Here is a 14,576-nt window from a genome sequence, read left to right as displayed (position 1 = left end):
GCAGCGCGTCGGTGGGCGGCGGCGGAAGGTCGAGCGCGGGTGCGATGTCGTGGCGCAGATGCGTGTGCCAGTCGAAGAGGAGCATCGCCGGAATCAGATCCAGCCGATACCAGCCCAGCTCACCGATCGGCAGCTGGATGCGCCGGATCCCCGCCGCGGTGAACACGGTCAGCGCCCGCACCCCGCGCCGCGACCAGGTGTCGAACTCCGGGAGCACGTGACGTGTTGTGTGGGAACGCTTTTCGTCCACCAGCTGTTCGTTCAGGCGCTCCAGATCGCGGGTGGCGACGATGGCGGCGGCACTCGGGGTGAGCAGGGCGCGCACTCCCGTCGTCAGGTGGATGACGACCTCGGCCACCGACCATCCGGCGGCCGCACTGGGCGCGGCCCACTGCTCGTCGGTCAACTCCCCGCAGAATTCGATCACCGCGCGGCGCTCTTCGCTCAGGCCGGGCAGATATCGCGAACTCATCGGCAGACCTCGACGACCACCGAACTCCTCATGAACAGCGCACGCTACCGGTTCGTGGTCGCCGGGAGCCAGAGCGCGCCCCGACTTCGGCCCCTGACCGGCGCGGAGACACACCGGCACCGGGCCTCGGGTGTGGCGGACGGTGACAGTCGCCGCGTGCTGGAGAAGCGGTCGGGCCCTGTCGTTCGCCGAAACATTGCGGCGACTCCTTCCTGTGCCGACGGGCGCACGTCGGGGATCTGCCATGCCACGTGGTCACGCGGTCGAGTTCGTCGTTCCCGCAGCAGCCGGTTCGCTGAGCTGTTGCCCATGTGTCGACCGGGGCCCGGGCGGCACGCGCGATGTGGACTTGTCGGTGCCATGGGGCATGCTCTTGGCACGCAGATGTCTACGAGCCCGCCCGGAGTACACCATGACGTCCCCACGAACCAAACCGCAACCGTTGTCCGACACCGAGATTCGACAGATAGCGGCCGAGCTCGCCGACGGCCGGCCACCCATGGTGTGGTTCACTCCGGCGGCAGTGGGAGTATCCGAGGGGCGTTCGGGCAAGGTGATCGCACTCGGTGATCCCGCCGACGGAGACTTCCTGCAGGTCCGGCCGACCGGCTCGAAGGATGTCATGTCGTTCTCGCCGACCGAGGTGACATTGGCCAAGCCCGCCCGCAAGGACAAGCGCACCACCACATCCGAGACCACCGGCGCCACGCCGCCGGCAACGAGGAAGGACACCGCAGTGAGCATGTCGTCGTCCGTGACCGCGCCGCCCACCCCGGCACCGGTGCCCGCTGCGGCGTCGAAAGCGCCCGCGCCGCAACCTGCTTCGGATCCGAAACCGGCCGCCAAACCCGCCGCCACGCCCGCCCGCACTCCGCGTGAGAAGCCCGCCGCGGCCGCCCGCAAATCCAAGGCGCCCGAGGTGACGGTCACCCTGGCCGGCACCGCCGACGGTGAATGGACCGTCGATGTGGTGCACGGCAAGAAGCGCACCATCAAGGGGCTGTCGGTACCGGGCGCCTCGGTGGCGCAGGCCGCGAAACTGCTGCACCCCGAGGTGGCCGAGGTCGTGGATTCCGTCCTGGATGCGGTTCGAGACTCGCAGCGCGCCAAGGTCGAACAACTGCAGGCCGAACTCGAACAGGCCCGCCGCCTCCTCGACGAACTGTCCGGGTAGCCGGGCCGCCCGCCACCTCGCCCTCCGCGCGGGCGCGAATACGCGCCCGCGGCCTGGCGTTGACACCGATGACAACGTTTAGCGTTGCGGCGGCAGTGGCGAGAGGGAATTCATGCTGATCGGAGAACTGGCCGAGCGGGCGGGAACGAGCACCCGGATGCTGCGGTACTACGAGCAGCAGGGTCTGGTCCGGTCCCGGCGGTCGGCGAACGGCTACCGCGTGTACGACGAACACGAGGTGGACGTCGTACGCAAGATCCGGGATCTGCTGGAGCTGGGATTCGATCTGGCCGATACGCAGCCGTTCGTCACCTGTCTGCGCGGTGGCAACGGGTCGGGTGACGAATGCCCGGAATCGGTCGAGTCACTGCGTCGCAAATTGGCCGAGATCGACGATGCGATCGCCCGACTCGGCGCCGCACGCAGGCATCTGACGGACCGGATCGACGCTGTCGCCGGGCCGCCGCCGAAGTGCGCGTTCACCTGCTAACTCGGAGGTTTTCCGGATGCGTTTCGCGGTCAGCTACAGCACGGCGTTCAACGGCACCGATCCCGATCGGCTCGTCGACTTCGCCCGGCATGCCGAAAGCTGTGGATTCGAAGGGCTCTACGTCCAGGATCACATCGCGCTGTATCCCGGGGCGGACTACGGCGCGGGCGAATTGCCGCCCACCCTGCCGTATTTCGATCCGCTCGACTGCCTGAGCTTCGTCGCGGCCGCCACCCAGCGGATTCTGCTCGGCACGGGAGTGTTGTTACTGCCCTACCGCCACCCGGTCGTGCTGGCCAAGCGGCTGGCGACGATCGACGTGTTGTCCCGTGGGCGGATGCGGCTGCTCACCGTCGGCCTCGGCAGTCTGCCGGGGGAGGCGAAGGCGCTGGGGGTCGACTATCGCACCCGCGGCCGCCGCGCCGACGAGGCGATCGACGTGCTGCGGCTGCTGTGGTCGGGTGGTGCGGAGGGAGTCAGCCACCGGGGTGAGTTTTTCGGTTTCGACGATCTGTGCAGCTACCCCAAACCGCATGGCGGAAGCGAACTTCCGATCCACGTGGGCGGTTCCAGCGCGGCGGCTGCGCGGCGCGCCGGGCGGCGCGGTAACGGGTATTTCGCCGGTGGCATGCTGACCGAAGCCGAGCGCGACCGGCAGTTCGCGCTCGCCCGCGACGCCGCCGTCGAGGCGGGCCGCGATCCCGCGGCTCTCGAGTACACGCGATGGGGATCGGCCGACATCTCCGTCGACCGTGCCGGACAACTCGGCGAACACGGTGTGCATCGCCTCGTCGTCGGATTCGCCGGGGCCGAACCCGCACAGCAACACGATCAGATGTCGGAATTCGCCGAACGTTTCGCGCTCGCACCCGCGGGCGCGGGCCGCGGTACCGACCGGCTGCCAGCGGTGTGACCGCTGCTCATACCGCCGGTTCGTGCCGGCGCACTCGCCGCCGGCTCTCGGCTTGGGGCAGGTGGCGCAGGTCGTCGTGGAATGCGCAGCCCAGCGAATAGTCCTTGGCGTGGTACATGGCCGAATCCGCTTCGCGCAGTAAGTCGTAGATGGTGGCGTCGGTACTGCGCGGCCCGCTGCAGGCGATGCCGATGCTCGCGCCGATGGTCACCTCGGTGACCGACAGTTCGAAGGGTTTGCCGAAGGCGGCCAGCAGCTTCTCCGCGAGAACGGCCGCCTCGGCCCGGTTGGCGCCGGCCAGCACCACGAATTCGTCGCCGCCGTAGCGGGCCGCGACGTCGTCGCGGTGGATGACGCGGCGGATGCGGGCAGCGGCATTGGCGATGAGTTCGTCGCCGACCGCGTGACCGTAGCTGTCGTTGATGGTCTTGAAGCCGTCCAGGTCGAGGAACAGCAGGCAGATCGGGCGGCCGGTCCACAATTCGCGATTGCGGGCCGGTGCGCGCAGCAACGCGGATCGGTTGAGCAGGCCGGTGAGCATATCGTGGTCGGCCTGGTACTGGGCCCGGCGTTCGCTGCGCGCACTGCGCACGATCGCGCGCTCGCTGCGCACCAGCACACCCACCAGCAGCGTGGCGAGCAGGGTGGAGACCACCACCCGGTCCACCGTGCCGACCCGCGCGCCGACGGTCGGCACCAGTGAGGCGACCACCAGCGTCACCGCGATCACGCTGGCCCGCTGGCGGGATCGGTGCGGATGGACCCGCCGGGCGCCGCCGAGGGTGACCATGGTCGGGTGCAGCGCCGCCAGCCCCACCATCGCGTAGGCGACGAGCAGCGGCGTCAACAGCACGCGTGCGTCGAGATGTACCGAACCGGCGGATTGCAGGTTGTAGCCGAGGTCGGCGACCAGGATCGCCAGCAGCCCGACGTGCACCAGCCGCAACGAGGTCTCCGAACGTGACGACGTGACCACGGAGTGGGTGACCAGCGTCAGCAGGAGGGCGTCGATCACCGGATAGATCGGCATGATCAGCGCCGAGGCGTCCCACTGCCGGGTGTTGTGCAGGACGGGGGAGATGAGAAAGGTCCACGAGGCGAGCAGGGCGCCGAGCGCGATCAACCCCGAATCCAGCACCAGGTCGCGCTGACAACTGGAGCGCCGCGGCCACAGCCAGAGGAAGGCGGCGACGCCGACGCCGCCGTAGCCGGCCAGCGTCGCCAGATCGTCGTAGGGCGGGAAACCGCTGCCGGTGAAATCGCGCAGCAGCGTTCCGGCGGCGAACAAGACGCCGGACAGAGCGAGCAGATACCAGGCCGCCGGTGCGGGCGGCCGATGCCGCCGCACTCCCGTCCCGATCATGGTCAGCGTCGCCACGACGACACCCAGCACCGCCGTCAGCGACAGCGCCGGTGATTCGGCGATCGCCAGGACCACCACGATCAGGACGACGGCGGCCGATAGCGTTGTGCGCCAGAGCTTTTCCGGCGGCCAAGTGCGTAGCGGCCGGATGCGGGTGGTGTGGTGGTGCTGTGTGCCGGATGTCATCAGCCCCCCTGGTCCGCGTCGTCGTCGATGAACCGAGCCGCGTAGTAGGTTTGTGAATCCTCGATCGCGACTTCCACGTTCGCCTGTTCACCGATCGCACTGCGCAGTGCGTCGGCGAACGAGAATTGAGAATTGTTGTACGAGCAGATGTCCCAGCCGACGACCCCACCATCTGCCGCCAGGATCTGGACAACTGTACTGATCATGGCATGAAAAGCCACCCCGTGTCGCGCAGTTGGGGTAACAAGGGTGAAACCTGCATAGTAAATCGCATTGCGCTCGGCGTGTTGCGGAAACCGTGTCGCAAAATACTCCGGACTGATCCACGGCACGGTATCCAGATGCCGGGTCAGAGTGGTGAGCCCGATCGGTTCGCCGGCCGGCGTGCGGGCGACGATCTTGTCGATCCGGGTGTCGGTCATCTCCGCGCGGAATTCGTTGCGATGCAGCACCTGCCGGGCGACCGCCTGCGCTCGCAGCGGTCCGAAGGCCTGCTCGTAGAGGTCGTGGAAGAGCTCGATCTCGGCGTCCGCGATCGCCGCCTCGAGCGTGATCTCGACGCCCGGCCACGACGCCCCGGCGCCGAGCGCATCGTTCACGGGCGATCCCAGCCGCTGGTCCGGTACGCGGCCAGCACCAGTGCACACGTGTCGCGGCCGTCGGCGCGCGCCGCGACGGTGGCGGTGTGGATCGGGCCGAACCGTCCCGGCCGCGCGGCGGTCATATCGGCGAGGCTGGCGTTGATGAGATCCTCGACCTGCTCGGTCGTTTCGGCGGCGTGTTCGACGAACAGGCCCGCGCCGGAACCGTCCGCGCACAGGGTCCAGCCGATCCCGGCGGCCGCGGTGGCGCCCCGCGTCCGCGCGTGCCCGAGGGCGTAGACGCAGTAGAGACGGTCGCCCCAGCCGATCCGCTGGCGCACCCGCGCGGTGCGCCGCAGCTGTGCCCGCGGTGGGATCACCGAGGATAATCGGATCAGATTCGCCTCTCCCACACCGAGTTCGCACAGGGCCGCGTCGAAGGCGGCCACCTCGGTGGCGCCCGTTCCCGTCGCCGTGCCGATCTCGATCGTCAGCGTCGCGGATCCTTCGCGATCGCGATCGCGGCGGCCGAGGGGGTCGAGCGAAGTATGAGTTGTGAGCATCGTGTTCGATCCTTCCCGGGCTCACCAGTGTGGCATTTTGCAGGGCGGCGTTTCTCTAAATTCCTTCTTCGAAGAGTGGCAGATCGACCCGGCGCGCGCCGCGCGGGGACGCGGACTGGCCCCGGAGATGCACTGGGGCGCGCTACGATCCGGGCATATCGCGACCCGGTCGACCGCTGGTCTTTCCGACAGGAGATCCGTATGCAGCCTCTTGCTCAGCTACCGCACCGGTTCGATGCAGCGGCGGCGGTGCTGGGTGCGGATCAGCTCCGGCTCGATGCCGCACCTGTCGACTACGCCTTGGTCGCCGTATATTTCGTGTTCGTACTCGGTATCGGACTGATGGCACGCGCACGGGTGTCCTCGAGTATCGATTTCTTCCTGTCGGGTCGGTCGCTGCCCGCCTGGGTCACCGGCCTTGCCTTCATCTCCGCGAATCTCGGCGCGGTCGAGATCATGGGCATGTCGGCCAACGGCGCGGAATACGGCATGCCGACCATGCACTACTTCTGGATCGGCGCGGTGCCGGCCATGCTGTTCCTCGGCGTGGTGATGATGCCGTTCTACTACGGCTCGAAGGTCCGCAGTGTGCCGGAGTTCATGCGGCGCCGCTTCGGCACCGGCGCGCATCTGGTGAACGCGATCAGTTTCGCGCTCGCCCAGGTGCTGATCGCCGGGGTCAATCTCTACCTGCTGGGCTCGATCGTCAATGTGCTGCTGGGCTGGCCGCTCTGGGTGTCGGTGATCGTCGCGGCGTTGATCGTGTTGTCCTACATCACCCTCGGCGGTCTGTCGGCGGCGATCTACAACGAGGTGCTGCAGTTCTTCGTCATCGTCGCGGCGCTGCTGCCGCTCACCCTGGTCGGCCTGCATCGCATCGGCGGTGTGAGCGGTCTGAAGGACCAGGTGACCGCCCGGCCCGACGGCTCCGAACAGTGGCACTCCTGGCCGGGCCACGAGCTGAGCGGTTTCTCGAACAACATCCTGTCGGTGACGGGCATCGTGCTCGGTCTCGGGTTCGTGTTGTCGTTCGGTTACTGGACAACGAATTTCGTCGAGGTGCAGCGCGCGCTGGCTACGCATTCGATCTCGGCCGCGCGGCGCACCCCGATCATCGGCGCCTATCCCAAGATGTTCATCCCGTTCATCGTCGTCATCCCCGGTATGGTCGCCGCACTGCTGATCCCGCAGATCGCCGAGTTGAAGAACACCGGTCAGGGCGACGCGACCTACAATCAGGCGCTGCTCTACCTGATGAAAGAGGTTCTGCCGAACGGACTTCTGGGCGTCGGCCTGGCGGGTCTGCTGGCGGCGTTCATGGCCGGGATGGCGGCCAACATCTCCGCGTTCAACACCGTCTTCAGCTACGACCTGTGGCAGCAGTACGCGGTCAAGGACAAGCCCGACGGCTACTACCTCACCGTCGGCCGCCTCGCCACGATCGGCGCCACGGCCATCGCGATCGGTACCGCGTTCATCGCGGGCAGCTTCTCGAACATGATGGACTACCTGCAGACGCTGTTCTCGTTCTTCAACGCGCCGCTGTTCGCGACGTTCATCCTCGGCATGTTCTGGAAGCGGATGACCCCGACCGCCGGCTGGGTCGGCCTGGTGTGCGGAACCCTCAGTGCGGTGGTGATTTTCATCCTGAACAAGGCCGAGGTGTTCCATCTGTCCGGGCAGGGGTCGAGTTTCGTCGCCGCCGGTGTGGCCTTCGTGGTCGATATGGCGCTCAGTATCGCGGTGAGTATGTGGACCACGCCCAAACCCGACGCCGAACTGGTCGGACTGGTGTATTCGGAGACGCCGAAGGCCCAGCTCACCGATCCCGATGCCGCGACGTTGCCGTGGTATCAGCGACCGGTGCTGCTCGCCGGGATCGCCCTGGTCATCGTGATCGCGCTGAACATCTTCGTCGGATGAGGAAGTGACGCCATGCTTTTCGATATCCGCACCATCGTCGGTGCCCTGCTCGGGTGCTACGGCCTGATCCTCGTCGTCACCTCACTCGTCCACGACACCGCCGCCGAGCGGGTGCGCACGGGAGGGTGGAATATCAACCTCTGGGCCGGGGTCGGGATGCTCGTCGCGGCGGCGGCCTTCCTGCTGTGGGTGGTGCTGCGCCCGGTGCGCGAACTCACCGAATCCGAACCGGAGCAGTCCGAGACCGACACGCCCGGCGGCCCGGGGCAACCCTAGCGGCTCAACGCTGTTCGCCGTCCTGCTCGAGCACGTCGACCACGTGCTCGGCGATGGCCATACTCGAGGTGGCCGCGGGCGAGGGTGCGTTGCGGACGGCGGTGATCGGGCCGAGGCGGTGGATGCGGAAATCGTCGACGAGCTCCCCGCCGGCATCGACGGCCTGCGCCCGCACACCCGAACCGGCCCGGAATACATCGCGCACGCCGATATCCGGGACATACCGTTGCGCCGCCCGCATATACGCCCGCGCCGACAGCGAGCCGTAGATTTCCCGCATCCCGGTGCGCCAGTGCCGGCGCGCCATCCGCCAGGACCCCGGCCAGGCGGCGAGGTCGCGCAGGTCCCGCGCGGAGACCGCGGACCGGCGATATCCCTCACGGGCGAGGGCGAGCACCGCGTTCGGCCCCACTTCCACCTCCCCGTTCACCCGGCGGGTGAAATGCACACCGAGAAACGGGTACGGCGGATCGGGCACCGGATAGATCAGCCCGCGCACCAGATCCTTCTTCTCCGGCCGGACCAGCATGTACTCGCCCCGGAACGGAATGATTCTGGGCCCCGGCTCGTCTCCGGCCAGCCCGGCCACGGCATCGCTGTGCAGGCCCGCGCAGACGACGAGCCGGTCCACCACGAGCTCCTCGGTGTCCGAGCCGAGGTGGATGCCGTTCGCTGCGCGCGTGACACCGGTGACCGGAAAGGACAGGCGGATCTGCCCGCCCGCGGCCGTGATGTCGTCGGCGAAAGCGGCGGCGATCCGGGGAAAGTCGGTGATGGCGGTATGCGGCGAATGCAGTGCGGCCAGGCCCGCCGCATGCGGTTCGAGCTCCCGGATCTCGCCGGCGTCGATACGCCGCAGTCCCGGCACGCGATTGCTGCCTGCCCGCTCGGCCAGCGCGTCCATCCGCACCACATCGTCCGGCGTGACCGCGACGACCAGTTTGCCGACCTCGTCGTAGGGCAGCCGCTTCTCGGCGCAGTAGTCGCGCAGCAGCTGCCGTCCGCGGGCGCACAGGGTGGCCTTCAGCGAGCCTGGCTCGTAATAGATTCCGGCATGGACGACTCCGGAGTTGTGCCCGGTCTGGTGGGCCGCGACCCGATCCTCCTTGTCCACCACGACGACCCGGGTGCCGGGCCGCCGGCGGGTGATCTCCCGGCCGATCGCCAGTCCGATGATGCCGGCGCCGATGATGCCGACGGTCTGCTCCGGCACGCTCACTCCCACTCTCGCCCGTGATCGGCCATGACGTTCGTCGTCAATGTACGGGCGGTCTCCGGTGCCGGCGTCCCCGGGGCCGACCGGGCGGCGCGGCGGCTATTGCCGCGACCGGTTCCGCGTGAACATCGTGGCGGCCGCGAGAACACCGAGTGCGCCGAGCACGATGCCGATACTGCCCAGCCATCGCGCCGTGGTGTCGGTCTCGTGTTCCTCGGCCGCCGCGGCGGCGTGGACGTCGCCGTGGTTCTGCGCCCCGCCCTCGTGCGCCGGCGCCAATGCCAGTGTCGGCGCGGGGAATTCGGGTTCGGTGTTCCCAGAGGTGGGTTGGTCCCAGTTCACGACCCGTCCGTCGGCGTAGGTCTGGGTGGCGGGCAGCGTGACGGTGTCGCTGTCCGGCAGTCCGTCGGCCAGCACCGAGAACTGTTCGAATTGCCCGGCCCCGATGCCGCCGCCCGGATCCGCCATCCACGTGACGGCGACGACCCGGTGGTTGTCGTCGCGGGTGACCTTCGTCTTCCAGCCCGGCACGGGTTCGGTTTCGGCTTCCGTCAGGGCCGGAAGCCGCACGCTCAGTTGTGTGGTGGCGGCACCGGTGGCCGATTCGTTGGGGACCCGGAAGGTCAGCACCGCCGAACCGCCGCGGGCCGCGTCGGGACCGGAGACGGTGACATGGGCGGATGCCGGAGCGGCGGCGAGGATGGTGGCCGCCGCGGTGGCGATACCGGCGAGCGCGGCGCGGCGGAACCAGGATTCGTTCATAACGCGGTCACTCCTTCGCGAAGGGAAAACGGAGACAACCTGTGCTGATCGTGTGCACGATATCCCGGAACGGCCGTGCCGGCGCCGATCCCGGCGGATTGCGCTGGGCGCCTCCGCCGGGTGGCTTCGCCTACCTCACTTCGCGGGGAACGGGGAGTTCACCGTCGTGAAGTACTGCGCCGCGGCCAGGACTGCCACCGGGGCGGTGACCAGCAACTGACCCGCGAGCGTGCCCAGCGCGCCGATGGCGACGATGCCGCCGAGGCAGCCGACCACCGCGGCCGGAACGAACGGGCCGAACATGCCGACGATGGTGGCCGCCGCGATGGTCGCGCCCGCGATTCCGCCCAGGACACAACCGATTCCGGCGCCACCGATGCCGCCCACCAGGGTGCCGATGGAGGCGCCGGCGCTGAGGGTGCTGGTCATCCGGCTCCACGCGGCCTGCTCCCGGTCGTACGGGGTCTTCCACGGCGCGCTGTCCTCGAACGGCATGGCGACCGGCTGGTACGCCGCGTGCGCGAGGTCGAACTTCGGGGTCAGGGTCGCGGTGCGGTCGTGGATCTGCGCCTCGATCGGGAAGACGAAATCGTCGACCCGGAAGGACAGCTGGGTTCCGGCCAGCACGGTGCCGTCGGCCGCCTTGACGGTGAAGACGCCGTCGTCGGCCGATAGCGATCCGGCATCGGTGGAGACGACGGTGCCCGTCGGCGTGGTGGTCGCCTGGAAGCCGACCGCACCGGCGTCGGTGGGGTCGGCGCCGGCGGTGGCCGTGCTCAGGCCCAGGGCGGCGGCGACGAGGGCGGCGGTGGCGGTGATGTTCTTGATTCCCATGGTGATGAAACCCTTTGCGGTATCAGGTAAACGAAAGTTGCTGGAGGTGTGCCGAATGCGCGCGGGCAGGAAGCAGCCCCGGACGACCGAGAACGGTGTGTCCGACGGATTACGGCGCAATCGGTGATGCCGGCCGATCGCTGTCGGCGGCTGTCACGGCCCGGCCGAACGCGCGATCCAGCGCACGGGCGACTCGGCGTCGCTCGTGGGAGCGGGAAAGATGGTGCGGCGCAGCCGAATTAGGTCGGCAGGTGTCGTGACCGAATGCGATTCAGGATGTCAGGCGACAACTCCCCGGCGTCGTCGCGCGATCAGGCCCGCGACGATATCGACGATCAGGAAGGCGAGCAGACTCACGCCGAGCACCGGTGCGAACCATCCGATCCCCACGGTGATCGCGACCAGGGGGATGCTGATCCACAGCGGCGCCCGTCGCAGCACTCCGCGTGCCGGTGCCCGCCCGAAGGAGAACGGGCTGTTCTCGCGGGTCGGACGCCGTCGCCACCACATCAGATAGCCGCGTCCGATCACGGTGATCAGCGCGATCATCGTGGCCAGCAGCAGCAGCTGATTGGCGAGGCCGAACAGCATGCCCATATGCAGCGCGATGCCCCAGTTGGCGAGTTCGGCCACCAGCGGCCAGTCCGCGTAGCGCAGGATGTCGGTGACATCGCCGGTCTTACCGTCCACCGCGATCGCGTCCTGGGTGTAGACCCCGGACAGGCGGCGTTCCTTGACGGTGAATGCGGTGGTGTCCTTCGCCGGGATCGTGATCTCGACCGGACCGTCGATACCGTGCCCGCGGGCCACCGCGAGGACCTTGTCGGCTTGGGCGGCGCGGTCGGCGGAAACGGGCATCGGCATGTGGTGGCCGCCGGTGTGATCGGCATGTTCACCACCGGCCGGCATCGACGGCATCGGTGCACCCGGCAGCGCCGTGTTCACGACCGGTGTGGTCCAGCTCAACTGCTGGCGCAGCGACGTGATGTGCTGACCCGCATACTGCGACCAGGTCATACCGGTCGCCGAGAGGAACAGCAGCGGCAGCACGATCCACATCCCGACCGCGGCATGCCAACTGACGCTGCGCGGGCGACCGGACTTCGACCGATCCGGCCACAGCAGCCGCCGCGCGGAACCGCGCGAGCGGCGCAGCCACATCACCACACCGGCGAGCGCGATGATCCACATCCACGACGCGGCCATCTCGCTGTAGAGCCGGCCCGCATCGCCGAGATGCAGGTTCCGGTGCAGCACATCGATCCAGGTGCGCATGGGCAGCGCACCCGTGCTGCCGTAGACGACGCTGTCGCCCACGGAGGTCGCGGTCGCCGGATCGACGAAGACCGCGCGCCGCTCGGATTCGCCGAGGCTCGGGTCGCTGAAGATCACGCGCGTGGTGTCGCCCGCGTGCTGCGCCGGGTCGACCGCGACCAGCGCCAGCGTCGGTTCGGCGGCCACACCGGCCGCGATCTGCTCCGACAGCGGCCGCGCCGGACCGGTCGAATCGACGTGCAGCAGATCGCGATTCACGATCGACTCGATGCTGGGGGCGGCCGCGTACAGCGCCCCGGTCACCGCCGCGATCAGGATGAACGGCGCGACGAAGACGCCCGCGTAGAAGTGCAGCCGCATGGCCAGCGCCTGCACCGCGCGCGCGGGGCCGGACCGAGAGGGTCGCGACCGGTCCGAACCGGGTGGTGATTCGTGCGCCGCGTCGGGCGGCGACTGCTCCGGCTGCGGCGGCTCGGTGCCCGCGGCCGGAATATCGGTGATGCTCACTGGTAGTGCTCCTGTTTCGAGGGCACCCACATCGTTGTGCGCGAAAAGTCGCGTCGCCGTCGCTCGCATCGCCTCGGTCGTCACCGACGCGAAGGTCGGCGCAGAGTCGATGCACGTCCGGACGGTGCGGCCTCCGGCACCGCGCGGCGGCGTGCCGTGTGGTGCGGCCGAATCCGGTGAGGTGGCCTCGTAGTACCGCCGCACTGGGACTGTGGCGGTACTACGGAACGCGCTGTCGGCGAAACTGATTCGCGAATGTGGGTGTTGAGATGTCTCAGCAGTACGCAGGGAGCGGTGGTCCGCGGGTGCGGAAGGTTTCGGTGGGGAAGATCCGCAGGATCACCCGGTCGCGGTGCACGCTGCGGGGAAGAATCGGTTCGTCGGTCGCCGGGAGGTTCACCGGGACCGGCAGGACACGCGCGACCGCGGTACCGATCCGGTAGGCGGCCTCGGCGCCGAGAATGACGACGGCGGCGCAGACCGCGCCGACCAGGTGGGCGCCCAGCATCGCCGGCGTCCACAGCGGCATATCGTGCATCTGCGCCATATCGGCCGACATCACCAGGTGGCCGATCAGCTGTCCGCCCCACAGTGCCGTGACCAGTCCGGCGGCGGTGGTGCGCAGCGGTGTCAGCCCCGCGACGAGCGCGCCGACCGCCGTGGAGGCGGCGACCAGCAGCATCAGGGTGCTGGACTGCACCGGCATCCCGCCCGCCGCCCAACCGTGCGCGGCGATCGACAGGGCTCCCGAGACGGATCCGGCCGACGCGCCCCGTAACCGCGCCACCGCGGCCCGACGCGTACGCGTCGACACCTGGGCGCGGGCCGATACGCGGCCGGACGGGGGAAACACGAGCTGAATGATAGCCGACCGCTTCGAAAACGCCATCGGCCCGGGAGTCGCACTCCCGGGCCGATGCGTGCCGGACGACTCAGTCGCCGGTGACGTCCATTTCCGTCAGCGGCTTGCGCAGCAGCTTGCCGGTGGCGTTGCGGGGCAGCTCGTCGAGGAAGATCACCTCGCGCGGCACCTTGTAGCGCGCCAGGTTCGCCTTGACGTAGTCCTTGATCTCCTGCGCGTCGCGCTGGGAATCGGGACCGGGAACGACGAAGGCGCGCAGGCGCTTTCCGAACTCCTTGTCGTCGACGCCCACGACCGCGGCCTCCTGCACGTCGGCGCGGTCGGCGATGAGGTGCTCGACCTCCTGCGGGAAGACGTTCTCGCCGCCGGAGACGATCATGTCGTCGTCGCGGCCGTCGATGAACAGCAGCCCGTCCTCGTCGAAGTGCCCGACGTCGCCGCTGGACATCATGCCGTCGATGGTCTCCTTGGTGCGGCCGTCGGTGTAGGCCTTGAACGAGTGCGCGTTCTCGATGAAGATCGTGCCGGTGACGTTCGGTTCGGTGATGCGCTTGCGGTTCTCGTCGAACAGCGCCAGCCGGATGCCGAGCGGCGGGCGGCCCGCGGTACTCGGCGACTTGCGCAGATCCTCCGGGCTCGCCACGGTGATCAGCGCGCATTCGGTGGAGCCGTACACGTTGTAGAGCACGTCACCGAAGTAGTCCAGGCTGCGCGTCACGACGTCCGGCGGGATCGCCGAGCCGGCGGCGAAGATCATCCGCAGCGAGGACATGTCGTACTTGGCGAGCGTCTCGGGCGGCAGATCCAGCATGCGCTGCAACATGGTGGGCACCACCACCAGCGACTCCGCCTTGTACTTGTCGATGTTGGCGAGCGTCTTCTCCGGATCGAAACGCCGCTGCTGGAAGATCATCCGGTTGCCCAGCGAGAGCCCGAGGGTGAACTGCGACAGTCCGGTGGCGTGGAAGACCGGTGCCGCGACGACCATGGAACCGTTACGCGGCAACGGAATTCGATCCAGGAACTGTGCGGAGATGAACGGGCTGACCTTGTCGCGCGGCGCGCCCTTCGGGGTGCCGGTGGTGCCGGAGGTCAGAATGACCATGCCGCCCGGCTTCGCCGGCGCGGCGACCGGGTCGGGGGAGTGGCCCTCGCGCAGCGAATCCACGGTCGGGATCG

General features: G+C 68.6%; 15 protein-coding genes. 5 read left to right on the top strand and 10 right to left on the bottom strand.

Annotated features, from left to right (window positions below):
• Positions 1–472: maleylpyruvate isomerase N-terminal domain-containing protein (locus ON23_RS20515; protein WP_039780140.1), on the bottom strand; the 472-nt coding region annotated here is incomplete at its 3' end.
• A 412-nt stretch (positions 473–884) separates the two neighbouring features.
• Here ON23_RS20515 and ON23_RS20510 point away from each other — a divergent pair.
• The 3 genes from ON23_RS20510 (at position 885) to ON23_RS20500 (ending at position 3,049) form a co-directional block, all read left to right on the top strand.
• On the top strand, positions 885–1,646 hold the full coding sequence (locus tag ON23_RS20510; protein WP_039780139.1) for a DUF6319 family protein: 762 nt from the start codon (positions 885–887) through the stop codon (positions 1,644–1,646).
• Between the two features lie 112 nt (positions 1,647–1,758).
• Positions 1,759–2,136, top strand: coding sequence for a MerR family transcriptional regulator (locus ON23_RS20505; RefSeq protein ID WP_039780138.1), 378 nt, complete (start codon positions 1,759–1,761; stop codon positions 2,134–2,136).
• Between the two features lie 16 nt (positions 2,137–2,152).
• Positions 2,153–3,049: a TIGR03619 family F420-dependent LLM class oxidoreductase gene (locus ON23_RS20500; RefSeq protein WP_051042962.1), complete on the top strand. Its 897-nt coding sequence runs from the start codon at positions 2,153–2,155 to the stop codon at positions 3,047–3,049.
• Between the two features lie 7 nt (positions 3,050–3,056).
• On the opposite strand, the gene ON23_RS20495 is transcribed toward ON23_RS20500, so the two are convergent.
• Genes ON23_RS20495 through ON23_RS20485 form a run of 3 tightly spaced genes read right to left on the bottom strand, consistent with a single transcriptional unit; the run spans position 3,057 to position 5,742 of the window.
• Positions 3,057–4,598, bottom strand: a complete 1,542-nt coding sequence (locus tag ON23_RS20495; protein ID WP_083904109.1) for a GGDEF domain-containing protein — start codon at positions 4,596–4,598, stop codon at positions 3,057–3,059.
• Entirely contained in the window at positions 4,598–5,197 is a 600-nt protein-coding gene (locus ON23_RS20490) for a hypothetical protein (protein WP_051042960.1), read from the bottom strand. Before ON23_RS20490 ends, ON23_RS20495 begins: the two co-directional genes overlap by 1 nt.
• Complete coding sequence (locus tag ON23_RS20485; RefSeq protein ID WP_083904108.1) at positions 5,194–5,742, bottom strand: pyruvoyl-dependent arginine decarboxylase; 549 nt, start codon at positions 5,740–5,742, stop codon at positions 5,194–5,196. Before ON23_RS20485 ends, ON23_RS20490 begins: the two co-directional genes overlap by 4 nt.
• A gap of 201 nt (positions 5,743–5,943) precedes the next feature.
• Here ON23_RS20485 and ON23_RS20480 point away from each other — a divergent pair, with 201 nt between their 5' ends.
• Entirely contained in the window at positions 5,944–7,665 is a 1,722-nt protein-coding gene (locus ON23_RS20480; protein ID WP_083904107.1) for a sodium:solute symporter family protein, read from the top strand.
• A gap of 12 nt (positions 7,666–7,677) precedes the next feature.
• Entirely contained in the window at positions 7,678–7,941 is a 264-nt protein-coding gene (locus ON23_RS20475) for a hypothetical protein (RefSeq protein ID WP_039780135.1), read from the top strand.
• Positions 7,942–7,945: 4 nt separating this feature from the next.
• Here the strand turns inward: ON23_RS20475 and lhgD are convergent, their stop codons facing one another.
• From lhgD to ON23_RS20445, 6 genes are all read right to left on the bottom strand, one after another.
• The gene (gene lhgD, locus ON23_RS20470) at positions 7,946–9,154 is read right to left on the bottom strand and encodes an L-2-hydroxyglutarate dehydrogenase (protein WP_039780144.1); all 1,209 of its coding nucleotides are present in this window, start codon (positions 9,152–9,154) and stop codon (positions 7,946–7,948) included.
• Positions 9,155–9,256: 102 nt separating this feature from the next.
• Positions 9,257–9,919: a YcnI family copper-binding membrane protein gene (locus tag ON23_RS20465; protein ID WP_051042959.1), complete on the bottom strand. Its 663-nt coding sequence runs from the start codon at positions 9,917–9,919 to the stop codon at positions 9,257–9,259.
• Positions 9,920–10,054: 135 nt separating this feature from the next.
• A complete protein-coding gene (locus tag ON23_RS20460) occupies positions 10,055–10,753 on the bottom strand; it encodes a DUF8020 domain-containing protein (protein WP_039780134.1) in 699 nt (232 codons plus the stop codon).
• 279 nt (positions 10,754–11,032) lie between these two features.
• A complete protein-coding gene (locus ON23_RS20455; protein ID WP_306307137.1) occupies positions 11,033–12,535 on the bottom strand; it encodes a PepSY-associated TM helix domain-containing protein in 1,503 nt (500 codons plus the stop codon).
• A 274-nt stretch (positions 12,536–12,809) separates the two neighbouring features.
• Positions 12,810–13,388 carry a hypothetical protein gene (locus ON23_RS20450; protein WP_051042964.1) on the bottom strand — a complete coding sequence of 193 codons (579 nt, stop codon included), beginning with the start codon at positions 13,386–13,388 and terminating at the stop codon, positions 12,810–12,812.
• 79 nt (positions 13,389–13,467) lie between these two features.
• Positions 13,468–14,576, bottom strand: a 1,109-nt coding sequence (locus tag ON23_RS20445) for an AMP-binding protein (protein ID WP_039780133.1), incomplete at its 5' end; no start/stop codon positions are given.

It is taken from the genome of Nocardia cerradoensis NBRC 101014, from assembly GCF_000308535.1.
Lineage (GTDB): Bacteria > Actinomycetota > Actinomycetes > Mycobacteriales > Mycobacteriaceae > Nocardia > Nocardia cerradoensis.
The sequence above is the reverse complement of the archived record's forward strand: the minus strand, read 5'-3'. Positions and strand labels throughout refer to the sequence as shown.

What these genes read in the sequence shown, in the direction of transcription:
- ON23_RS20510 (WP_039780139.1), top strand. Translation starts at nt 885, where the DNA reads ATGACGTCCCCACGAACCAAACCGCAACCGTTGTCCGACACCGAGATT.
- ON23_RS20505 (WP_039780138.1), top strand. Translation starts at nt 1,759, where the DNA reads ATGCTGATCGGAGAACTGGCCGAGCGGGCGGGAACGAGCACCCGGATG.
- ON23_RS20500 (WP_051042962.1), top strand. Translation starts at nt 2,153, where the DNA reads ATGCGTTTCGCGGTCAGCTACAGCACGGCGTTCAACGGCACCGATCCC.
- ON23_RS20495 (WP_083904109.1), bottom strand. Translation starts at nt 4,598, where the DNA reads ATGACATCCGGCACACAGCACCACCACACCACCCGCATCCGGCCGCTA.
- ON23_RS20485 (WP_083904108.1), bottom strand. Translation starts at nt 5,742, where the DNA reads ATGCTCACAACTCATACTTCGCTCGACCCCCTCGGCCGCCGCGATCGC.
- ON23_RS20480 (WP_083904107.1), top strand. Translation starts at nt 5,944, where the DNA reads ATGCAGCCTCTTGCTCAGCTACCGCACCGGTTCGATGCAGCGGCGGCG.
- ON23_RS20475 (WP_039780135.1), top strand. Translation starts at nt 7,678, where the DNA reads ATGCTTTTCGATATCCGCACCATCGTCGGTGCCCTGCTCGGGTGCTAC.
- ON23_RS20465 (WP_051042959.1), bottom strand. Translation starts at nt 9,919, where the DNA reads ATGAACGAATCCTGGTTCCGCCGCGCCGCGCTCGCCGGTATCGCCACC.
- ON23_RS20460 (WP_039780134.1), bottom strand. Translation starts at nt 10,753, where the DNA reads ATGGGAATCAAGAACATCACCGCCACCGCCGCCCTCGTCGCCGCCGCC.